This window comes from Pantoea sp. RIT-PI-b (genome assembly GCF_001187905.1).
GTDB lineage: Bacteria > Pseudomonadota > Gammaproteobacteria > Enterobacterales > Enterobacteriaceae > Pantoea > Pantoea nemavictus.
Genome location: NZ_LGIS01000030.1, coordinates 18301 through 39612, shown reverse-complemented (window position 1 = coordinate 39612; position 21312 = coordinate 18301). Strand labels below are relative to the sequence as shown.

Sequence of the window (21312 nt, the reverse complement as noted above, 5' to 3'; positions counted from 1 at the left end):
GTTGCCTGCCTACTTTACTTTTACGGGACTCCAGGGATGACTGCACAACCCTTCAACAGCGACAACGGCATCGCGGCGATGCTGCGCGTGGCGGCACGCTTCGGTAAGCCGGCTGAGGGCAATACGCTACGCCAGCAAATGCGTTGGTTTCAACATCTGGCTCCTGCGCAACAGTTAGCCCGTTTGGCTGGACTGCTGGGCCTGCATTTGATGCTGGTTCCTCACCAGACGCTGCGCTGGCGTCAGGAGATTGTGCCGGTGTTACTGCTGCTGGAAAACGGCAGCGTGGCGCTGATCGAAGAGGTTGATAGCGACGGTGGCGCGCGCTACTGGCTGAGTGAAAGTGGCGATGTGATCCGCGCAGCACAATTAAGTGATTTACTTGCGCAGGCACAGACGGAAGTAGGTGTGATTGGCGTGGCGGCGCGGGCGCGTGATGCGCGTATCGATGAATTTGTGCAGCCGTATCAGCCACACTGGTTCTGGCACAATTTTCGCGGCATGCAGCGACGTATCGCGGAAATCAGTCTGGCCTCGCTGGTGGGAAACGTGCTGGCACTGGCTGGCATTCTGTTTTCGATGCAGGTTTACGATCGGGTCATTCCCGCGCAGTCACAGCCAACGTTATGGGTGCTGTTTGCGGGTGTGCTGCTGGCCGCGGCGGTGGAATATCTCATCCGCCTGATGCGCACTCAGGTCTCCGATTTGATGGGTAAACGCATCGACCTGAAAATATCGGCCATGTTATTCGCGCGGGCGATGAATATTCGTAACGAAGCGCGGCCGCGCTCGACCGGCTCCTTTATTGCTCAGCTGCGCGAGATTGATCAGGTGCGCGAACTGCTAACTTCAACCACCGTTAACGCTGCCGCCGATCTGCCGTTCGTTTTGTTGTTCCTGCTGATTATGGCGTCGATTGGCGGTTGGCTGGTGCTGATTCCGCTACTCGCCATACCGCTGATCGTCATTCCGGGGTTACTGGTGCAGATTCCGATGGCGCGATTGGCGCAGGAAGGCTTGCGTGAGAGCGCGCTGCGTCAGGCGGTATTGGTGGAAACCCTCGAAGGCGTGGAAGACATCAAGGCGCTGCAAGCCGAGCCCTACTTTCAGCGTCAGTGGGAGCAAACTCATGAAGTGAGCGCGGGTATCAGCAATCAGCAACGTTTGTGGGGCGCGCGGCTCACCGGTTGGTCAGCCAGCGTGCAGCAGCTGACCTACGCCGGCATGCTGGTGTTTGGCGTTTATCTGGTGCTCGACAATCAAATTACTACCGGCACGCTGGTGGCATGCAGCTTGCTCTCATCACGCACCATTGCGCCGCTGATGCAGCTCACTATGGTGTTCTCGCGCTGGCAGCATGCCAAATCGGCCATGAAAGGGCTGGATGAACTGCTGAAAAAACCGCTTGATCAGCCCGATCACGCCACGCTGGCGCACTGTCCGGTGCTTAGCGGGCATTATCAACTGCAAAATGTGCACTATCGCTATGACGACGAGAGCGGCAATAGCGTGCTGAACATTCCACAGCTGCAGATTACGCCCGGCGAGCGCGTGGCGATTCTGGGGAAAGTCGGCGCGGGTAAATCCACGCTGCTAAAAATGCTGGCCGGCCAGGCGCGCGCCAGTCAGGGAAAAGTGCTGGTCGATGGCGTGGATCTCACCTGCATTGATCCGGTCGATCTGCGTCGTCAGCTTGGCTGGTTATCGCAGGATTCACGGCTATTCTTCGGCACGCTACGCCAGAACCTGCTGCTCGGTAATCCGCATGCCAGCGAACAGGAGATGCTGCAGGCGCTGCGCATCAGCGGCGCGTTGACCCTGGTGCAGCAGGATGCCGCCAGTCTTGACCGCATTATTCATGAAGGCGGGCGCGGTTTATCCGGCGGCCAACGGCAAATGGTGCTGCTGAGTCGGCTGATTCTGCGTCAGCCGCAGGTGGTGCTGCTGGATGAACCGACAGCGGCGATGGACGAACAGCTCGAAGCACAGGTCATTCGCCAACTGGCGCAGTGGGTAACGGGGCGCACGCTGGTGCTGGTCACGCATCGGCCGGCGTTGCTGCGTATGGTGGACCGCATCGTGGTGATGGATAACGGCCGCATTGTGGCGGATGGTGCGCGCGATGAGATTTTACGTCATGCCAGCAGCCACAAAGGAGATGCCGCATGAGTGTGGTCATGCTGGATAAAGATCTGGCGCGGCGCGAACGTCGCACCTCGGCAATCATTTGGCTATGCGTCGTCGCGCTGCTGCTGTTTCTACTGTGGGCGCACTTCGCTGTGCTGGATGAAGTCACGGTGGGCATTGGCAAGGTCACGCCCTCCAGCCGTGCGCAAATGATTGATAGCCTTGATGGCGGCATTGTGAAACAGCTCGACGTACACGAAGGCAATATCGTGCAGCGCGGCCAGGTGCTGGCAACGCTCGATCCCACACGTTTCCAAACCAATTTTGGTGAGGCGATAGCGCGCGTGCGCACGCTGCGCGCCTCGGCTGAGCGTTTACAGGCCGAGCTCAGCGATCGACCATTGATCTTCAGTGCCGATATTCTGCAGCATCCCGAGCTGGTCGCGCGCGAAACGCAGCTCTATCAAGCCAGACGGCAAAATTTCGTTGAGACCATTGCCAATCTGCAGCAATCGCTGGCGCTGGTGCAGGCGGAACTCAACGTGACGGAACCACTGATGCTGCGCGGTGCAGCGGGCAAGGTGGATGTTATTCGCCTGCGCCGCCAGGTTAGCGATCTACGCGGTAAAATCGACGAAGCGCGCAACGACTATTATGTGCGCGCCCATGAAGAGCAGGTGAAGAACAATGGTGAGCTGGATGCGCAGCTGCAGGTGGCGGCAGGTAAACAGGATCTGCTGACGCGCACCACGCTGCTGTCACCGGTACGCGGCATTGTGAAAGATGTGCGGGTCACCACCGTGGGCGGCGTGCTGGAGCCGGGTGGCAAGCTGATGGAGATTGTTCCGCTCGAAGATCAGCTGCTGATTGAAACGCGCATCAACCCGCGAGATATCGGCTACATTCGCCCAGGTTTGCCAGCGGTGGTGAAGATCACCGCTTACGACGCCTCAATTTATGGCGATCTGCATGGCGAGGTCGAAACCGTTTCGCCGGATACGCTGCAGGATGAGGTGCGGCACGAAGAATTTTACTATCGCGTGTATGTCCGTACGCAAAAAGCCGAGCTGACTAATAAAAGCGGCCGCAGGTTCGCCATCATGCCCGGCATGGTGGCAAATGTGGAGATTAAAACCGGTCAGAAAACCGTCATGGATTATTTGCTTAAGCCACTGAATAAAGCTAAAGAATCGCTGCGCGAGCGCTAATATTATGCACCGGGTAATATTCCAGCAATCTTTGTTGTGCACGGAAATTAACATTGCCATTTTAAGGCTATACATTGAACAAAATGTGCGGAAAGCGGCAAATAATGCCTCGGAATTGTCTGGGTTAATTTGTCTCGCGTAATTAACTTTACGCAATATAATCGCTGGGGCTGAATTTTGGGCAAAAAAATGCCGGACAATCTTGTCCGGCGGGAAATTAGGGTAAATCAAATCATTCGGGGTGAATGAAGGTAATAATGAAATAAATGATGATAGCGAGATAATTGTATGCTCTGGATGATGATGAGTTTTGTCATTCAGTGCGAAAATGTAATTCATGTAATTTGCTGTTTTGTAATGTTTTAAATCCATGTTGTCATTAAGTGCTATATTTTTTACCTATCTGTGCTGGTTATTAGTTCCCCGAAAATTACATCCTGAAATAACTTTTTAATACAATGAAACAGTTTTGGAAATTTAGTATCATTTTCGTGATAGATTATTGCCCAACATAAAATAACAATGGCTTGCCGGCTGAATTTTTAATCGTTCAGTTTGCAGTGGCATAAATAAAGGCACATTAAAAGAGGGTAATAAAATGAAACGTCGCGTTCTCTCCCTGATGATTCCTGCATTGCTGGTTGCAGGATCAGCAAGCGCAGCTGAAATTTACAACAAAGATGGCAACAAATTAGACCTCTACGGTAAAGTTGATGGTCTGCACTATTTCTCTGACGACTCTGGCTCGGACGGTGACCAGTCTTACCTGCGTTTTGGCTTCAAAGGTGAAACTCAGGTGACCGATCAGCTGACCGGTTACGGCCAGTGGGAATATCAGGCGGCACTCAACACCGCTGAAAGCGAAGGCACCGCTAACAGCTATACGCGTGTTGGCTTCGCCGGTCTGAAATTTGGTGATGCAGGTTCATTCGATTACGGTCGTAACTACGGCGTAATGTACGATCTCGGCGCATGGACTGACGTGTTGCCAGAGTTCGGTGGCGATACCTACGGCGCGGACAACTTCCTGTTCCAGCGCAGCAACGGCCTCGCAACCTATCGTAATACCAACTTCTTCGGTTTAGTCGATGGCTGGAACTTCGCAGTTCAGTATCAAGGCAAAAACGACAACCCAACCGAAGCGACGGGCTCTGGTCGTGATGTACTGGGTGAAAATGGCGACGGCTACGGTCTGAGCACCACCTATGACTTGGGTTCAGGCTTCGGTATTGGTGCGGCAATGTTCCAGTCGGATCGTACCAATAACCAGAATGGCAACAACCCACGTACCGCAGGCATCCTTGGTCGTGGTGATAAAGCCGAAGCTTACAGCGGCGCGCTGAAGTATGACGCGAACAACATCTACCTGGCCGCGATGTACAGCCGTTCTTATAACGCAACGCGCTTTGGTGCCAGCGATGATGGCTCGATTTACGGTTACGCCAACAAAGCGGATAACTGGGAATTGGTCGCACAGTATCAGTTCGATTTCGGCCTGCGTCCATCTCTGGCCTTCGTTTCTTCTCGCGGCTCTGATATCGAAGGATACGGCAGCCAGAACCTGAAGAAATACATTGATGTAGGTGCGACTTACTACTTCAACAAAAACATGTCGACCTATGTTGATTATCAGATCAACCTGCTGGACGACAGTAACTTCACCGACGCAGCCGGAATCAACACCGATGACGTCGTAGCATTAGGTCTGGTTTACCAGTTCTAATCGTGATGGAGCGTGGCTTAGCGGTCACGCTCCCGTTTTTATCAGCGCATCCAGCGCGGCCTGTAGCACCTCGACCACCTGTTTCGCATCCTCCCCAATCTGCACCTGCACAATTGCCCCTTCTACCAGCAACACAATCTGCGCTGTTTTTATTTGCTGTTCTGGCGTCAGCTTTTCGCTTATTGCTTGCGCCATCTCGTGCTTATGCTGGCGAATCAGTTCACTGGCTTCCGGCAACGTGGTGCCTAATTCGGCAGCGGTGTTAATAAATGCGCAGCCACGATAATCGGCATCGTTGAACCAACTCAGTAAGGCGGCGGGCAGGGCATTAATCAGTGCCATCTGCTGATCCAGCGCGACACGAAAAGCCGCCATCCAGCGCTGATGGCGCTGCTGCAAAAACGCGACCACCAGTGCATTCTTCGCCGGAAAGTGGCGATAGAACGTCACCTTGGTGACGCCGGCCTCAGCAATCACTTTATCCACGCCGGTGGCGCGAATGCCTTGTTGGTAAAACAGCTGCTGGGCGCACAGCAAAATACGCTCGCGTGCGGAAGCCGTCGCATCAAAAACCAGGGGCTCAAGCATCAAAAAATCCTTTAAGAAATGTAGACAGAATTGTCTACATACGGCAGGATGAATCAAGTAGACAGACCTGTCTACATTATCAGGAGATAAAAGATGCTGGTGCCACCGTTCAATCAACAAACGGCGTTACAGAAAGTCCGCATGGCGGAAGATGCCTGGAACAGTTGCGACGCGCAGCGTGTTTCATTGGTTTATAGCGAAGATACGCGCTGGCGCAATCGCAGCGAATTCGTGAATGGACGCGCGGAAGTGGTGACTTTCCTGCAGCGCAAGTGGGTTAAAGAGTTGGATTATCGGCTGATTAAAGAGTTGTGGGCGTGGCATGAAGATAAGCTAGCGGTGCGTTTTGCCTATGAATGGCATGATGACAGCGGTAACTGGTTCCGCAGCTATGGTAATGAAAACTGGCACTTTGGCGCCGATGGTTTAATGATCCAGCGTTTCGCCTGCATTAACGATCTGCCAATCAGCGCGCAAGCGCGTCTGTTTCATTGGCCGGAGGGCACGCGCCCGGACGATCATCCGGGCTTGAGTGAGTTGGGGCTGTAGCGGTTTACTGCACACCGCGCCATTTTTTGGCTTTTGGCGCCGGTTGCTGCGGTGGTTGGGTGATGGACGTTACGCTGCCTTCCATCGCCACACCCGCCAGCGTAAAAGCGGAGAAGCTAAGCCAGTGCTGCCATTTACTGTTCTGCGTTTTGATATTTTCCATTCTGCACCTCGCTGATGTTCAACTCCCCATCAACAATGCAGAATTCATGCCATTCCACCGCTCTCAGCGCCACGCGCCTTGCCGCGACTTTGCTACACTGCGCCAGCGCTGAAGCGGTGCAGGATGATGACTTTCTGGTGCAAAAATTTAACGTCTGCGTGAGGGATAATGCTGAATCAGACGATGGCGATAGTGCTGCCAGCATTTGAAGCTGCCAAAAATAAATAACCCGGTGGTCACTGCAATTATCATATAAATCATCTCATTCTCCTGAAGACATACCGTTGCAGGGACCGATTATCCTGGGCCAGCGCTTAACAAACATCAAGGGTCTTTAGACTGATTTACAAGATTTTATGCTTAGCAATGGGCTGAAGTTATGCGTTTCATAAGAGGAAAGTATGTGCCTTAAGAATATTCTGCTAATTGGCTTAATGGCATGCGGCCTGAGCGGTTGTGAAAAAAATGATAGTCAACAGGCGGTGGTGCTGGAAGGCAAAACCATGGGCACCGTTTGGCGCGTTAGCGTCGCCGGCGTTGAGCCGCAACGTAAAGCGACGTTGCAGCAAATGATTCAGCAGCAGCTAGACCGTGATGACGGTGAATTATCGACGTGGAAGCCTGATTCGGTGCTATCGCAATTTAATCAGTATCAAGGCACGGCAGCGCAGCCGGTGAGCGCGGATATGGCGGATATCGTCACTCTGGCGCTGCGTATTGGCAAAAAAACGGCGGGTGCGATGGATATCACCGTCGGGCCGCTGGTCAATTTATGGGGATTCGGCCCAACCCAACAGCCGTTGCATACGCCAACCGATGCCGAAATTGCCGCGGCCAAAGCGCTGAGCGGTTTACAGCACTTGCGTGTAATTCAGGGCGTTGCCGGTCAGTGGCTGCAGAAAGATCTGCCAGGCTTGTATGTTGATCTCTCTACCATGGGCGAAGGTTATGCCACCGATCACCTGGCGCGTCTGATGGAGCAGCAAGGCATCACCAACTATCTGGTCTCGGTGGGCGGCGCGGTGTTAAGCCGTGGCGTGAATGCCAACCAGCAGCCGTGGCGCGTAGCGATTCAGAAACCGACCGATCGCGAAAACGCGGTAGAAGCCCGTGTCGATTTGCAAGGGCATGGCATCAGCACCTCGGGCAGCTATCGCAACTATTATGAACTGGATGGCAAACGCATTTCGCACGTCATCGATCCCAGCACCGGCCGGCCGATTGAGCATAAGCTGGTTTCGGCGACGGTGATTGCCACCACCGCGCTGGAAGCGGATGGCTGGGATACCGGCTTGATGGTGCTGGGCAGCGAACGTGCGCAGGCGCTAGCGCTGAAAGAGCATTTGGCCGTCTATTTGATCACTAAGCAGGGCGATGGTTTTAGCCACTGGATGTCGCCGCAGTTCAAATCTTTCCTGATCGATCAGAAATCACAGTAAAGGAGGCGCAGATGTTGGACTTATTCAGTGAAGAAGCCCCGTGGCAAGAGCCGCTGGCAGAGGGCGCCGTCATTCTGCGCCGTCGCGCTCGCGATCGGGCCGATGCGTTATTGGCCGCGATTCATGACATTTCCGCACAGAATCCCTTCGAGCATCGCATCACGCCCGGCGGCCATCGTATGTCGGTGGCGATGACTAACTGCGGCGATTTTGGTTGGTCAACCGATTCACGCGGCTATCAATACACCGAACAGGACGACAACAGCGGGCAGCATTGGCCACCGATGCCCGCGCTGTTCCGCGAGCTGGCGCAGCAGACGGCAGGCGAAGCCGGTTTTAGCGGTTACAATCCCGATGCGTGTCTGATTAATCGCTATGAACCCGGTGCGAAACTGACGCTGCATCAGGATAAGGATGAGAAGGATCTACGCCAGCCGATTGTTTCCGTGTCGCTAGGGCTGCCGGCGGTGTTCCAGTTCGGTGGCTTCGAACGCGGCGATGCTACCCAGCGTGTGCTATTGGAACATGGCGACATTGTGGTGTGGGGCGGGCCTTCACGCCTGCGCTATCACGGCATTTTGCCGCTTAAAGCGGGCATTCATCCGCAGGCGGGCGCTTTCCGCTACAACCTCACTTTCCGCCGGGCGTTTTAGCCGCGGCGGGGTGAGAATTATTCTTGCTATCAGCGAGGGCGACATTAAACTGCAGGCTGCTTGATTGACCGCTGGAACCCTTTGATGGCATTGCTGCATGTAGTTTATCGCCAGTACCGCTGGCCTTTTATTGGCGTCATCCTGCTCACGCTGCTGAGCGCTGTGCTCGGTATAGGCCTGATTGCCTATATCAATAATGAGCTGATCGTGGCGGTGAACACCTCGATCTCTGTCTTACCGAGCTTTCTCGGGCAGCTGTTTCTGCTGATGGCGGTGACGCTCGGTTCACAGCTGGCGCTGACCCTGCTCGGCCACCATTTTGTCTGGCGTCTGCGCGGTGAATTCATCAAACGTATTCTTGATACGCGGGTGGAACGTCTTGAACAGATTGGCAATGCGCAGTTGCTGGCCGGTCTTACCAGCGATGTGCGCGCCATCACCATTGCCTTCGTGCGTTTACCCGAGCTGATTCAGGGCATCATCATCACGCTGGGCTCGGCACTTTATCTCGCCTGGCTCTCGCCGAAAATGCTGCTGATTACCAGCTTGTGGCTGGTGGTAACGCTGGTCGGTGGCTGGCTGCTGGTGTCGCGCGTTTATCAGCACATGGCAAAATTGCGCGAGACAGAAGATGAACTGTATCGCGACTTCCAGACCATTATTGAAGGGCGCAAAGAGCTGCAGCTGAACCGCGAACGCGCGCAGCTGATTTACGACAGCGTGTATCAGGAGAATGCCAAAAGTTATCGCCACCACATCGTGCGCGCCGATACTTTCCACCTCAGCGCAGTGAACTGGTCAAATATTATGATGCTGGGCGCGATTGGCATTGTGTTCTTTATGGCAAACGGGCTTGGCTGGGCTAATACTGCGGTGGCAGCAACCTATTCGCTGACGCTACTATTCCTGCGCACGCCGCTGCTGGCGGCGGTCGGTGCCTTGCCCACGCTGCTTAGCGCGCAGGTCGCCTTCCGCAAACTCAATACCTTTGAACTGGCGCCGTACAACGAAGCATTTAAACCCTTACCGAGCGTCAGTAACTGGCAAACGCTGGAGCTGCGCGATGTGAGTTTCCACTATGGCGAACGGGGTTTCCTGGTTGGACCGATCAATCTGACGCTGCGTCGTGGAGAACTGGTGTTTCTGATTGGCGGCAACGGCAGCGGTAAATCAACCCTGGCGATGCTGCTCACCGGGCTTTATCAGCCGCAATCGGGCAGCTTGCTGCTGGATGGCAAGGTGGTTGACTGGCACAATCTCGATGCGTATCGCCAACACTTCTCGGCGGTGTTTACTGATGTGCACCTGTTTGACCGTTTAATCGGCCAGCAAGGCCAGCCGGCCAATCCGGCGCTGGTGCAGCAGTGGCTGGAGCGCCTGAAGATGCAGGATAAGCTCAAGCTCGAAGGCAACAAAGTGCTCAATTTGCAACTGTCGAAAGGGCAGAGCAAACGCCTGGCGCTGCTGTTAGCCGCAGCCGAAGAGCGTGACATTTTGCTGCTCGACGAGTGGGCGGCGGATCAGGATCCCCATTTCCGCCGTATCTTCTATCGCGAGTTGCTGCCGTGGTTACAGCAATCGGGTAAAACCGTTTTCGCCATTAGTCACGACGATCACTACTTTATTCATGCCGATCGCCTGCTTGAGATGCGTGAAGGACAGCTGATTGAGTTAACCGGCAAAGAGCGCGAGATGGCCACGCTGGATGCGGTACATCGCACCGATACCGGGCATTGATGCTAGCCGGGAAAGCTTAGCGAAAAGCCTTATTGGGCAAGGTGTTGCGCAGGAAGTAAAGTCACTCACAGCAGAAATCCTCGTTTCTGCGTCCCTGGAACACTTCTGTCGTCTTGTGTTGTCACCGGCTCGGGTTTATTTCTGAGCCGGTTTTTTATTTTGCCGGCAGCGGATGGGTGAGCAACGTTATGACGTGCGCATCGCTCAGCCAGAAACGCGCCTGCAACGGCGTGTTGCCAGTAAAATCCGGCGCAAAATCCTGACACAGCCGCAGCCGTGCATGGCCTTGCTTCACATCCAACTCCACTACTTCCGCCTGCAGAAAATCCATCGGCTGATGCAGCTGCGGCCACAGCGCTTTATACAGACTCTCTTTCAGCGAAAACAGCAGCGTTGCACTCTGCGCGAAAGGCAATGGTTGCGCCAGCAGGCGCTGCTTTTCCGCAGCGCTCATCAACAGCTCGGCCGTCTCATCGGCAGTCTCCTCTGCCATTATTTGCTCTACATCCACGCCAACACATAATGGATCGCGCGTGGCGGCGAAGATCGCAATGTTGCGCGTGTGCGACAGCGACGCCTGAATGCCAGCAGGCCATAGCGGTGAGCGATCCGGCGCATTACGCAGGACAAACTTGGGTTCATCAAGCTGCGCCACTCTTTGCTGTACCAACCAGCGGCTGGCCAGAAACTCGGCTTTGCGCTTCGTTACGGCACTTTCCAGCGAGGTGGGCAGCGGCAGTTGCCACGAATGATGCAGTTCGGCATGCCAATGGTGCTGATCGAATTCACACCAGGCGATCGGCACGCTGTCCAGCGAGAGGCCAGCAGCATGAATAAAGGGAGAAGAGGGCAGAGCAAGCGGTGTCTGAGAGGCAAACATAAAAAATCACGGCCGACGGAAAACGTAGTTTTACCAGTCAGCCGGATGGAGAGCAAGCCAAAGGGGCTCACTCACTGTTAGTTATTCGGGGGAATTGCCATACCTTTAATCTGCACCACAAAGTGCTGATGGCCTTTGGTAATGCGAGCGCCCCGATCGCACCAACGACTGGCCAGGCGGAAGAAGTCGTCACTGTCGATATCGTAAGCCAGTTCAACTTTATTGATACCCGAGTGCAGCAGTTCTTCCGCGTCCTGCAGGTTTTTTGCTTTGATGACCATAACGGTTTCCATCGAAAAAACATGAGGCTTAAGAATAAGTGAAGTCTGTGACAGTTTTGTTTCAGTTTGATGAAGTGCCGTCACAATTATCCGAAAATGTGATCTTGAACTGCTTAAGTTTCTTTCGGTAACTGACTGATTGCAAATGGTAATAAGGCATACTCTGGCACTAATCTGGTAATTTAATCCGCTAAGTTTCAGGCAGATGCATATCCTAATGCCAAAGATATAGGCAATAAAAAAGCAGCCTTAAAGGCTGCTTTTTTGGGAATTTGGTCGGCACGAGAGGATTTGAACCTCCGACCCCGGACACCCCATGACCGTGCGCTACCAGGCTGCGCTACGTGCCGAACGTGGAGGAATATTACTGTTTCCCCGCGCAATTGCAAGATGAGCGCTATTTAACTGCCTCATATTTAATCAGTTTGCGACAAAGCGCTTCTCTTCCGTCAGCACCTGCAACAACAATGCCAGCTGCGGTTTATGATCTTTCAGCGGCTTGCCGTGGACATCATAAGCGCTGTAGCTGCCATTATTATTTAGCACCAGCGTCAGGGTTGGCGTGGTGATCACCAGCTTGCCATCTTCGCTGCTCGCTACCCAATTGTGACTACGTTGCGCGGCAAACAGGTCTTCACCCTGCGAGTAGTTGACGGGATTGGTGCGCACGTGCAGCAGACGCTGCATCAGCGTGGTCATCACATCCTGCTGATTGGTCAGGCGATCGATGGTTTGTGCTGGCGTATTCGGCCAATGCACCACCAGCGGCACCTGCAGCGTCGCGCGATTGCCAGCATTGTCATCATTACTATCCAGATTGATGGCACGCTGCGCCGTAATCACCACCACGGTATTTTTCAGCAAATCGCGCTGCTGCAGCGTTTGCAGCACGGTATTGATCTGTTCATCAACATCACTTGCCTGACGCAAATAGCTGCGTTGACGCGCCTTCAGCGTATCGCCATTGATGGTCACGCCGTTCAACGCCACCCATGAAAACCACGGCGCGCTATTGGCTTTCTGGCCGTTGAGCCAGTTTTGCCACTGCGTGACGGTGGTGCTATTGGGCTGTGAATCGGCCTGCGGTAGCGAATAATCGGCTAACAATGCCTGACGGTACAGCGGCTGACTAAAGCCATCCGATGAGAATAAACCGAACTGATAACCTTGCGCATTCAGCGCATTGAGCAGGGCGGAAGGCATGCGTGATGCCAGCACGCCATCCATATAGCTGGAGGAGATGCCATAGAACAGACCGAACAAGCCTTTTTCAGGCTGCAGTCCGGCGCTGTAATGCTGCGTGAAGCGCACGTTCTCGCTAGCAAATTGATTGAGCGACGGCAGCGCTTTGTCCACCGTGGCGTTATTCAGACCATCGACGGTCAGCACCAGCAGATTATGGCGTGCACCCGCATCGCGGAAAGTAATGTCACTCAGCGGATACTGCACCGATAGCGCTTCCGGATCGCCCTGTTGTACCAGACGGCGCTGATACTCTTGCGCATCCAACAGGCCGTGGCGCTCCAGGAAGCGACGCGCGGTCATCGGATAAGAGAGCGGTAGATTGGCGCGCTGCATGGTAATTGGGCGATAGAAGTTGGCATCGGCCCAGATATACAGCAGATGGCTGGCGAAGAAGGCGATGATAAACAGCGCGGCCAGCGGCTTACCGAATGAACGTCGGTTAAGGCTGCGCAGCTTTTGCCAGCTCCAGGTGGCGAACAACATCTCCATCAGAAAAATCAGCGGCACGCTGATAAACATCAGCTGCCAGTCGCGCGCCATCTCACTTTGATCGGGGTTAATCACCAACTCCCACACCACCGGATTAAGGTGCAGGTGGAAGCGGCTGAACACTGCGCTGTCGACCATAATCAGCGTCAGCCCAGCGGTGGCGATAATCGCCGACAACACCCTGAGCAATCGTTGAGACATCACCACAAAGGTGAGCGGAAAAATGATCAGCAGATAACCGGCGAAAACGATGAAGCTGAAGTGGCCAATCCAACTGGTAAAGGCATAGATGCGACCCGCAAGCGACGCGGGCCAATCGGCAACCAATAGATAGCGGCTGCCTAAAATAAACGCGAAGATAATATTAAACAGGGCAAACCAATGCCCCCAGCTGATCATCTGGGAGACTTTTTCGCGGTAGCGCTGCCGGTTGGTTACCATATTATGAGGTCAGATCTGCATTTTAATGAGCGTTATCGTCGCGGACGGAAGACTGCAACGCTTCCGCGAAAGATCGTGCCAGCGTGCGGCGCTGAGCCGGTGAAACGCTGGTATTGATCAAATTAGTTACCATATTACCCAATACCATAAGGGAAAGGTCGGTTGGCGCTTTGTCTTTCTCAAGAATTTGCGCCATCTCTGCGAGGAGCTTTTCCACGCGTTCGTCACTGTAACGGGATGATTGTGGCATATCGTCGTCTAATCAAGGGTGAAAAGGCGGTATATTACCGTAACAATGCACTTTTTTCCGCAATTTTATCGCAAGCAGAGCGATCAGTTTGTGCTGGCAGTTGAAAGCGGCTGCGGGCGGTGTTTGAATACGCGCCTGAGCTAAAAGGAGAGTCTACCATGAGTCTGGATATCGACCAGATTGCCCTGCACCAGTTAGTTAAACGTGATGAAAACCAGCTGGAACTGGTGCTGCGCGATACCTTGCTGCCGGCCACCCGCGCGGTTGAAGAGATGGCGGAAGAGCTGCACCGGGTTTATAGCGCGAAAAGCAAAGCCTACGGCTTGTTTAACGAGGATAGCGAGCTGGCCGATGCGCTGCGTAACTGCCGCAAAGGGGAAGATGACTTTCTGGCATTTAGCCGCGCGGCGACCGGTCGTTTGCGCGATGAACTGAGCAAATATACGTTTGCGGAAGGTGGCGTGGTGCTGTTCCTGCACTATCGCTATCTGGCCGTCGAATATTTGCTGATTGCGGTGTTGAACAGCCAGTCGAGCATGCGCGTCAACGAGCAGCTTGATATCAGCAGCACCCATTATCTCGACATCAACCATGCGGATATCGTGGCGCGTATCGATCTCACCGAATGGGAAACCAATCCAGAATCGACGCGTTATCTGACGTTCCTGCGCGGTCGCGTTGGCCGTAAAGTGGCTGACTTTTTTATGGATTTCCTTGGCGCCAGCGTAGGTTTGGACACCAAAGCGCAAAACCGCGGTCTGCTGCAAGCGGTGGATGATTACTGCGCCGAGTCGGAGCTGGATAAAAACGAACGCCAGAATTATCGCCAGCAGGTTTACAGCTATTGCAACGAGCAGCTGCAGGCAGGCGAAGAGATCGCGCTGGAAGATCTGTCGAGCGAACTGCCGCCGCTGGGGGAAAAAACCTTCCAGGCTTTTACTCAGGAGCAGGGTTACGAGCTGGAAGAGAGCTTCCCTGCCGACCGCAGTACGCTGCGTCAGCTCACCAAGTTTGCCGGTAGCGGTGGCGGATTAACCCTGAATTTTGATGCGATGCTGCTTGGCGAACGTATTTTCTGGGATCCCACTACCGATACGCTGACCATTAAAGGCACGCCGCCTAATCTGCGCGATCAGCTACAGCGGCGCACCAGCAGTAAATAAATGAAAAAGCCGGGCAGAAGATTGCCCGGCTTTTTTATCAGAACCGCGATCCTCAGAAGGAATAGTTCAGCGCTCCGTTGAATGCGGTATCGGTCTGAAACTTCCCGCCAGCACTGTGCTTCGCGCCTACCTGCAGTGACCAGTTCTCGCTAATCTGACCTTCAAACCCGGCGTGCAGGCGATAGCGGTTATCGCTCCACGCATCGTACGTGCGGCTGGCGTGGCTGTCGGCGAGCGTCAGCGTTGAGCCGCTGCTGCCTGGTGAATACTGTTTGCTGATGCCGGCAAACAGCGACACGCCTGGCAACACTGAACCTAATCCACGCTTTCTCAGCTCAAAACCCGGCGACACCGACCACGGCGTGGCGCTGCTCAACGTGATCCTGGCGTCGTAGCCCTGTAACCGATAGCCCGGCAGATAGCCCACGCGGGTTTCCACAAAGGATGACAGAGTAAACGAATCGTCGAACAGCGGCATCTGGCGTCCGACTTTAGCGCTCGCCGCCAGCATCTGGCTGCTACGCTGCGTCCCTTTCACTTCCAGCGCCGGGTCGAGCTTGAGGTCCTGGCGCAGATGCATATAGCGCGCTGCCAGATCGGCAAACCAGCCGCCGTCTGCCAGCCAGCTGGCGTAAGTGCCGAGCGTGCTGAGCTGATGGCTGATCGATCCCATCCCTTTACCGCTGCCCTGGCCGTGGCTGGCCATCAGACCGACGCGCCATGCGCCGACCTGTTTATCCACGCCCAGTTCAAAGCTCTGCTGGCGGATGCTGACGTCAGCAATGCCGCCACGGTTATAGCTGTAGCCGCCCCAGACGCCGTGCATCTGCGCATCGCCGCGCAATGTCTGCGCGCGGTCATTGAGTGACGCCGCCGTCTCGCTGAACAGATACTGACGTGAGGCCAGCAGCGCGCGGGTGCTGTGAAGCAGGCCGTCATTATCGCTGATGTTAAACCAGTCTTCCGGCTTGCCCGGTTCTGGCGCGGGATCGACAACCGGTTCTGGTTTTGGCTCTGGCGCGGGATCGACAACCGGTTCTGGTTTTGGCTCCGGCGTCGGGTCAACAATCGGATCAGGCTTCGGTTCAGGTGCCGGATCAACCACCGGCACCGGCGTTTTGGCGATCACCCACTTCACGCGGCCATCGGTTTCAATCACCTGATAGTCGGGAGAATAGACGGAGAAGCCCCGTTTGATGGGCGGCAGGGTGAAGTAGTCATGCGCGGTGCCAGCTGGCGTATCCAGCAGCACGATCTGGTTTGGCACCTTGTCCGGGAAGGTTTCGCCGAGCATAAAGCCGAGGTCGAGCGTGTTGCCGCTGCCCTGTGCCGATTTATCAACGTACAGGCTGTCGCTGATGCCGGTCTGCGGGGCGATACCAAATCCCAGCTGCAGATTACTGGCGTAAAGGTTTTCCACCCACAGCTGCTTTGGTGTCCAGGTTTTATGGTTGTCGGACAGCGCAGAGATGATGCCGCCCTGCGGCGCGTTCAGGTGCTGCATGCGGCTGTCGCCGGTTAGATTCCAGAAGGTGTCGCCCGACATCGTTACCCGGGCCGCGTTGCGATCGGTGATGCGGCCGCGGAAGTCGACCTTGCCGAGGTAAAGCTCCGCCTGATCGCCGAGGGTGATATCGCCGTGCACGGTGCTGGCGGGCAGGGCGCTTAACGCCGCGGCATCGCGCGAGGCGGTTTCACAGGAGGTGGCGGTGCTCTGCACTGGTGAGACGCAGCGTAAAATCTGTTGCTGAGCCTCCGCGCCGGGCTGATAGCCCAGCATTACCTGGCTGCTGTCCCCGGCTTGAATATTCGCCTTCACCTGCGCGTATTCGCCCACCTGCAGGCGCGTATTGCTGGCAGCAACAATGTTGTCGGCGATAAAGGTTGAGGTGCTCCAGTCGTCATCAATAATCAGGCCACCGGCGTGCGGCACCGGCTGGCCGGAGAGCAGCAGCGTGCCGTTATTCAGGTTGATATCGCCGCTGAGATTGCCGCCGCCGGTCAGCGCCAGTTTCGTGGCGGCCAGTGCCGGAGAGAAGTTGAAATCAAATTTACCGTTGACGCCATCCGCAGAATCGGAGCCCAGGTAGCCGCGAAACACCAAGTCATTAAACTGCATGGCGCGATAGGTTTTCGCCTCTTCGGCGTCAAAGCCGATGTATTTCCAGTAGCTGTTATCCTGCTGATTGGTCGGGAAGTAGCTGTAGGTGCCGGTTTTCAGCTGGAAGTATTCGATGCGCTGCGAGCGGTCGTTCCAGTCTTCGTAAATATCGCCGACGCTGCCGCTGTGGGTGGCGGAGTTCCACTCCTGGATGGTGATATCGGCGGGGCTGAAGCCGGTCAGCGTCAGGCTCGAGGCGCGATCGGCGCTCTGGTTCAGCAGCGTGGCGCCGGAGTCGGTGTGGTTGATTCGCTTCATCGTCAGGTCGTGGCCGTTGAGATCCAGCCTGCCACCGCGATAGCCGAAGAAGATATCGTCGCCTGCCACCTGATTATCATTATTGAACACCACGGTCGGACGGCCGCTGACGATCGTCACGCGCGAGAACGCCTGCTGGTTGCCCTGAGCGTCGGCCTGCTGATCGAGGATCACGGTGCCATCGCCGACGTTCAGGCCGCCGTCGTTTTTACCTGTGGCGTTAACGTGCAGCGTACCGGCGCCGATTTTATGCAGGTCATCGTCTGCCAGGCCGTTGACCTGCCACAGCACCTTTTTGTCCGCGTCGACTTCAATACCGCCGCCAACCCAGGTGGCGTCAGCGCCTGCGGCTGATTTTACCCTGTAGTTATTCGAGAACTGCAGCTTGCCGGCGCCGAGGTTAACGGCATCGCTGAGGATAATGTCGCCGCCCGCGCCGTTAAAGCGGATATCCTTGCTTGCATCGAGTTCTTCCAGCGAGGCTTTTCCGGGTGCAAGATGGCGATATTTTTCGGCGAGGCCCTGCCAGCTCCACTGTTTATTGCCCTGGTCAATAGTGGCGGTATTCCAGAAAACATCTCCTGCACCAGCAATGTCGGTAACGTCGGGTGAGGTATTCGCGGCAATGATGTCAGCTAAAAAATTATCAGGTATCAGGGTTGATAAAGAACGATACCCATATGCATCACTTTTCCAGAAGCCTGAAAAGACAGCGGCGAGCTTCCATTGCTTATCCACTGAGTCATAAACGTAATAAGGGCTGCCACTATCACCCGATATTGGGGCGATTGACAGAGGGGAAGAAAGTACGTGTTCGGGAGAATATTGGGTCCAGTAGAGATAATTATTACTGAAACTTACACCTTCAGGATTAATAGCTCCTCCTGCTAGCCACTTATATGCTCCTGCTATCCAATCTGTGCTGGTTTGATCATCATTAATTTGCACCATATTCCCAGAACCGAGTCGCGTGTAGGCAATGTAACGTGAGAGGTGTCCATTCTTTAATTCACTACTCTCAACACGAGCAGCTGGGGCTGTTTCCGTTACTACTTTGTTCAGCCGTGCTGCACTGAAGTCCTGATCAATAGGTTCTGGCACTATATTAGGATTAATGACCCAATAACGTTTCGAGTATTCTGATGCTCCACCATAAAAAGGATTGAGTCCTGTTGCATGACGAACGCCAAGCGCATAGGAAGCCTCGGTAAGAGTCCAGGTACCGCGCCGCGAAACAGCGCCAAAATCAGGCATTGGGAAATCAAGCAAGCCGGCTAGCTCACCATTTTTCTTATAAACCGGAATATTGCTGACCCCAACGCGGTATTTGCCCATATTTTCCGCAAAGTCGCGATAGTCCTGCACATTAGTGTCATGGCGCATAACGCCAGCAGACGACGACAGGCAGATAAACAGCGTGCCGTAAGAAATGATGATGGCCTTTTTCACATGAATTCCCTTTCTGATAATTTCCTAAAAGCAGGAAGAAAGGCGGCATAATTTCATGTAATCGAGCGAAAGCTGACGCAGAAACGTCTCAAAGAATTTAAGTGCGGATAATTATTTTAACGCGGTGAGGGCGGAGGCAGGGATTAACGCTTAATCATGCAGACAAAATAAAAGGGCCGGTTTCGCAACCGACCCTTCTACCTTCAACTCATTTAGCGATTAAGCGCGAACGAAGTCGATGTGGTGCAGTTTTGGCTTGAACGGATGACGCTGTACCGCCTGAGCTTTAACTTTGATTTCTTTACCATCAACAGCGATGGTCAGCACTTCGCTGTAGAACTCAGGTTTAACCTGCACGTTCATCACAGCGTCGTGGTCCAGTTCGATAGCAACTGGTGCTTCATTACCGCCATAGATGATGGCTGGGAATTTGTTTGCTACACGCAGGCGGCGGCTCGCACCCTTACCCTGGTCTTTACGTACTTCAGCATTAATAGTGAACATTTGATATCTCTTCAATAATTCCTGCTACAGGCGACCCAGCAACAGGACGGTTATTCAAACTGCTTTTACGGATGCAAAAGCGGGCGGCATTATAGCGCCAATGGGGTGTCAGGGGCAAATGATTCCGCCGCTCAGCGCAGTTCGTTGGCGCGACGATAACGTCCTTGATAATCAAACATTTTTTCACGAATCTGCCAGAAGTGCCCTTTTGCGCGCGCCACCACAAAGTCCGGATGACGCAGTAAAGGTTGCAGCGCAATGACATCAGCAGCGGTTTGCCAGCCGAGCTCCACGCCCGGCGCACGCTGATGCGGACGCATAAACAGCTGCTCGAAGGCTTTGCGCTGCGCCGGCGTTTGCAGGCGAAAGCGCTCGCTCACGCTGGTGCCATCTTCATCAAAATAGGTCGCTTTCAGCCACTCGCCTTTGTCGTCGCGCCCTTGTTCCAGCGTCATGCCTGCACAGCGCAGCACGCGTGCATCCTTCAGTTTCAACGCGGCTTTCAGCATGTCATCTGGATCGACAAGAATTTTGTCGCACTGCTGGCAGCGGCGTGCGGCGATGTCATTCTCGGCGCCGCAATCCGTACAGCTTTTAAAGCGGAAGCGATAATCACACTGTTCGCGCTGGCCTTCATCATCTTCCAGCACGCCCTGACAGCGGCGCCCAAAATGCTCGATGATGTGGCCATCTTCCGTCGCTTTGCCCCAGAAGGTATTGGCGAAACCGCAGGCAGGACAGAAAACCTGCACCGGCTGATTGTCGCTGGCGCCTTTTGGTGCGCCCACTTCCGGCGTGAAAAGATCGTGCGGATTGCCAGCATAATCCAGCACCAGACAATCGGTTTTTCCCGGCGACAGGCGTAAGCCGCGCCCAACAATTTGTTGATATAGACTAACGGATTCGGTCGGACGCAGAATGGCAATCAAATCAACGTGAGGTGCGTCAAAACCGGTGGTTAGCACCGCGACGTTGACCAGAAACTTCAGCTGTTGCGCTTTGAAGGCACCAATCAAGCGATCGCGATCTTTCACCGCCGTTTCGGCCGACACCAGCGCGCTGTTCTCTGGCAGCAGCGTCAGGATTTCGCGCGCATGTTCCACGGTTGAGGCAAACACCATCACGCCGCGGCGATCCTCAGCGAACTCAACGATCTGCCGGATAATATGTGGCGTTACGCGATGCTGTTGTTTCAGCTCGCGGTTCAGATCGGCCTCGCTAAACAGACCGTTATTTTGTGGGATCAACCGGCTGAAATCGTACTGCACTACCGGCATATCCAGCCGCTCCGGCGGCACCAGAAAGCCATGTTTAATCATGTAGCGCAGCGGCAGCTCGTAAATGCAGTCGCGAAACAGCGCGTTATCATCGCCACGCACCATGCCGTGGTAGTGGAACTGATAAATCCAGCCTTTGCCGAGGCGGAAGGGCGTAGCGGTCAATCCCAGCAGTCGCAGCTGTGGATTATGCTGGCGCAAATGGGCAAACAGCAGCTGATACTGGCTCTCTTCGTTATCGCTAATGCGATGACATTCATCGACGATGACCAATGAAAAGGCGCTGTCGAAGCGTTCAAGATTACGCGCCACCGACTGTACGCTGCCAAATACCACTTTGCTGGCGCTCTGTTTGCGCTGCAAACCGGCGGTGAAGATATCCGCCTGCAGACCATATGCCTGATATTTACTGTGGTTCTGCTCCACCAACTCTTTGACATGCGCCAGCACTAACACGCGGCCGCGCGCCAACCTGGCCAGTTCGGCAATCACCAGGCTTTTTCCGGCACCGGTCGGCAGCACAATTACCGCAGGCGTGGTATGACGGCGGAAATGGTTGAGGGTGGCGTCAACCGCCTCTTGTTGGTACGGGCGCAAGGTGAATGACATCGGGGCAAACTTTTTTCTGGAACGGACGCGCATTATGGCATGAAAGCCGCCTAAACGCAGGATCGCCTCTGTTAGCCGCAGCGGGTTCCAGCTATACTGCCCACACCTTATCCAGGGA

18 protein-coding genes and 1 tRNA gene are annotated in these 21312 nt (G+C 54.6%); 8 read left to right on the top strand and 11 right to left on the bottom strand.

Features of this window, described 5'->3' with window-relative positions; translation table 11 throughout:
- Positions 1-36 precede the first annotated feature (36 nt).
- The 3 genes from AC790_RS19445 to ompC all read left to right on the top strand — a co-directional run bounded on the left by AC790_RS19445 (position 37) and on the right by ompC (position 5058).
- Positions 37-2169: a type I secretion system permease/ATPase gene (locus AC790_RS19445; RefSeq protein WP_049852878.1), complete on the top strand. Its 2133-nt coding sequence runs from the start codon at positions 37-39 to the stop codon at positions 2167-2169.
- Positions 2166-3335 (top strand): HlyD family efflux transporter periplasmic adaptor subunit, encoded by a 1170-nt coding sequence (locus AC790_RS19440; RefSeq protein WP_007889398.1) that lies wholly within the window; start codon positions 2166-2168, stop codon positions 3333-3335. The genes AC790_RS19445 and AC790_RS19440 overlap by 4 nt, the downstream gene beginning before the upstream one ends.
- Positions 3336-3933: 598 nt before the next feature.
- A complete protein-coding gene (gene ompC, locus AC790_RS19435) occupies positions 3934-5058 on the top strand; it encodes a porin OmpC (RefSeq protein WP_007889400.1) in 1125 nt (374 codons plus the stop codon).
- Between the two features lie 24 nt (positions 5059-5082).
- Here the strand turns inward: ompC and AC790_RS19430 are convergent, their stop codons facing one another.
- Positions 5083-5646: a TetR/AcrR family transcriptional regulator gene (locus AC790_RS19430; RefSeq protein WP_049852877.1), complete on the bottom strand. Its 564-nt coding sequence runs from the start codon at positions 5644-5646 to the stop codon at positions 5083-5085.
- A gap of 93 nt (positions 5647-5739) precedes the next feature.
- Here AC790_RS19430 and AC790_RS19425 point away from each other — a divergent pair, with 93 nt between their 5' ends.
- On the top strand, positions 5740-6195 hold the full coding sequence (locus AC790_RS19425) for a nuclear transport factor 2 family protein (RefSeq protein ID WP_049852876.1): 456 nt from the start codon (positions 5740-5742) through the stop codon (positions 6193-6195).
- A 4-nt stretch (positions 6196-6199) separates the two neighbouring features.
- Here the strand turns inward: AC790_RS19425 and AC790_RS25040 are convergent, their stop codons facing one another.
- Both AC790_RS25040 and AC790_RS25060 read right to left on the bottom strand, forming a co-directional pair.
- The gene (locus AC790_RS25040; RefSeq protein WP_007889407.1) at positions 6200-6358 is read right to left on the bottom strand and encodes a hypothetical protein; all 159 of its coding nucleotides are present in this window, start codon (positions 6356-6358) and stop codon (positions 6200-6202) included.
- Positions 6359-6505: 147 nt separating this feature from the next.
- Positions 6506-6619 carry a hypothetical protein gene (locus AC790_RS25060; protein WP_007889408.1) on the bottom strand — a complete coding sequence of 38 codons (114 nt, stop codon included), beginning with the start codon at positions 6617-6619 and terminating at the stop codon, positions 6506-6508.
- Between the two features lie 140 nt (positions 6620-6759).
- Here AC790_RS25060 and apbE point away from each other — a divergent pair, with 140 nt between their 5' ends.
- From apbE to AC790_RS19410, 3 genes are all read left to right on the top strand, one after another.
- Positions 6760-7797: an FAD:protein FMN transferase ApbE gene (gene apbE, locus AC790_RS19420; protein ID WP_049852875.1), complete on the top strand. Its 1038-nt coding sequence runs from the start codon at positions 6760-6762 to the stop codon at positions 7795-7797.
- Positions 7798-7808: 11 nt separating this feature from the next.
- Positions 7809-8450 carry a DNA oxidative demethylase AlkB gene (gene alkB, locus AC790_RS19415; RefSeq protein ID WP_049852874.1) on the top strand — a complete coding sequence of 214 codons (642 nt, stop codon included), beginning with the start codon at positions 7809-7811 and terminating at the stop codon, positions 8448-8450.
- A gap of 84 nt (positions 8451-8534) precedes the next feature.
- Positions 8535-10187, top strand: coding sequence for a multidrug ABC transporter permease/ATP-binding protein (locus AC790_RS19410; protein WP_049852873.1), 1653 nt, complete (start codon positions 8535-8537; stop codon positions 10185-10187).
- Positions 10188-10341: 154 nt separating this feature from the next.
- On the opposite strand, the gene AC790_RS19405 is transcribed toward AC790_RS19410, so the two are convergent.
- The 5 genes from AC790_RS19405 to AC790_RS19385 all read right to left on the bottom strand — a co-directional run bounded on the left by AC790_RS19405 (position 10342) and on the right by AC790_RS19385 (position 13773).
- Positions 10342-11067 carry a 4'-phosphopantetheinyl transferase gene (locus AC790_RS19405; protein WP_049852872.1) on the bottom strand — a complete coding sequence of 242 codons (726 nt, stop codon included), beginning with the start codon at positions 11065-11067 and terminating at the stop codon, positions 10342-10344.
- Positions 11068-11144: 77 nt separating this feature from the next.
- Positions 11145-11348, bottom strand: coding sequence for a hypothetical protein (locus AC790_RS19400; protein WP_007889416.1), 204 nt, complete (start codon positions 11346-11348; stop codon positions 11145-11147).
- 273 nt (positions 11349-11621) lie between these two features.
- Positions 11622-11698 (bottom strand) — tRNA-Pro (locus AC790_RS19395).
- A 70-nt stretch (positions 11699-11768) separates the two neighbouring features.
- Positions 11769-13523 carry an LPS biosynthesis-modulating metalloenzyme YejM gene (yejM, locus tag AC790_RS19390; protein ID WP_049852871.1) on the bottom strand — a complete coding sequence of 585 codons (1755 nt, stop codon included), beginning with the start codon at positions 13521-13523 and terminating at the stop codon, positions 11769-11771.
- A gap of 22 nt (positions 13524-13545) precedes the next feature.
- Entirely contained in the window at positions 13546-13773 is a 228-nt protein-coding gene (locus AC790_RS19385; protein WP_007889427.1) for a YejL family protein, read from the bottom strand.
- Between the two features lie 158 nt (positions 13774-13931).
- Here AC790_RS19385 and yejK point away from each other — a divergent pair, with 158 nt between their 5' ends.
- A complete protein-coding gene (gene yejK, locus AC790_RS19380) occupies positions 13932-14936 on the top strand; it encodes a nucleoid-associated protein YejK (protein WP_049852870.1) in 1005 nt (334 codons plus the stop codon).
- A 52-nt stretch (positions 14937-14988) separates the two neighbouring features.
- On the opposite strand, the gene AC790_RS19375 is transcribed toward yejK, so the two are convergent.
- The 3 genes from AC790_RS19375 to AC790_RS19365 all read right to left on the bottom strand — a co-directional run bounded on the left by AC790_RS19375 (position 14989) and on the right by AC790_RS19365 (position 21194).
- A complete protein-coding gene (locus tag AC790_RS19375; protein ID WP_072093458.1) occupies positions 14989-18804 on the bottom strand; it encodes a S6 family peptidase in 3816 nt (1271 codons plus the stop codon).
- Between the two features lie 219 nt (positions 18805-19023).
- A complete protein-coding gene (gene rplY / locus AC790_RS19370; protein ID WP_049852868.1) occupies positions 19024-19308 on the bottom strand; it encodes a 50S ribosomal protein L25 in 285 nt (94 codons plus the stop codon).
- Between the two features lie 131 nt (positions 19309-19439).
- Positions 19440-21194, bottom strand: a complete 1755-nt coding sequence (locus tag AC790_RS19365; protein ID WP_049852867.1) for a DEAD/DEAH box helicase — start codon at positions 21192-21194, stop codon at positions 19440-19442.
- Between the last annotated feature and the right edge of the window lie 118 nt (positions 21195-21312).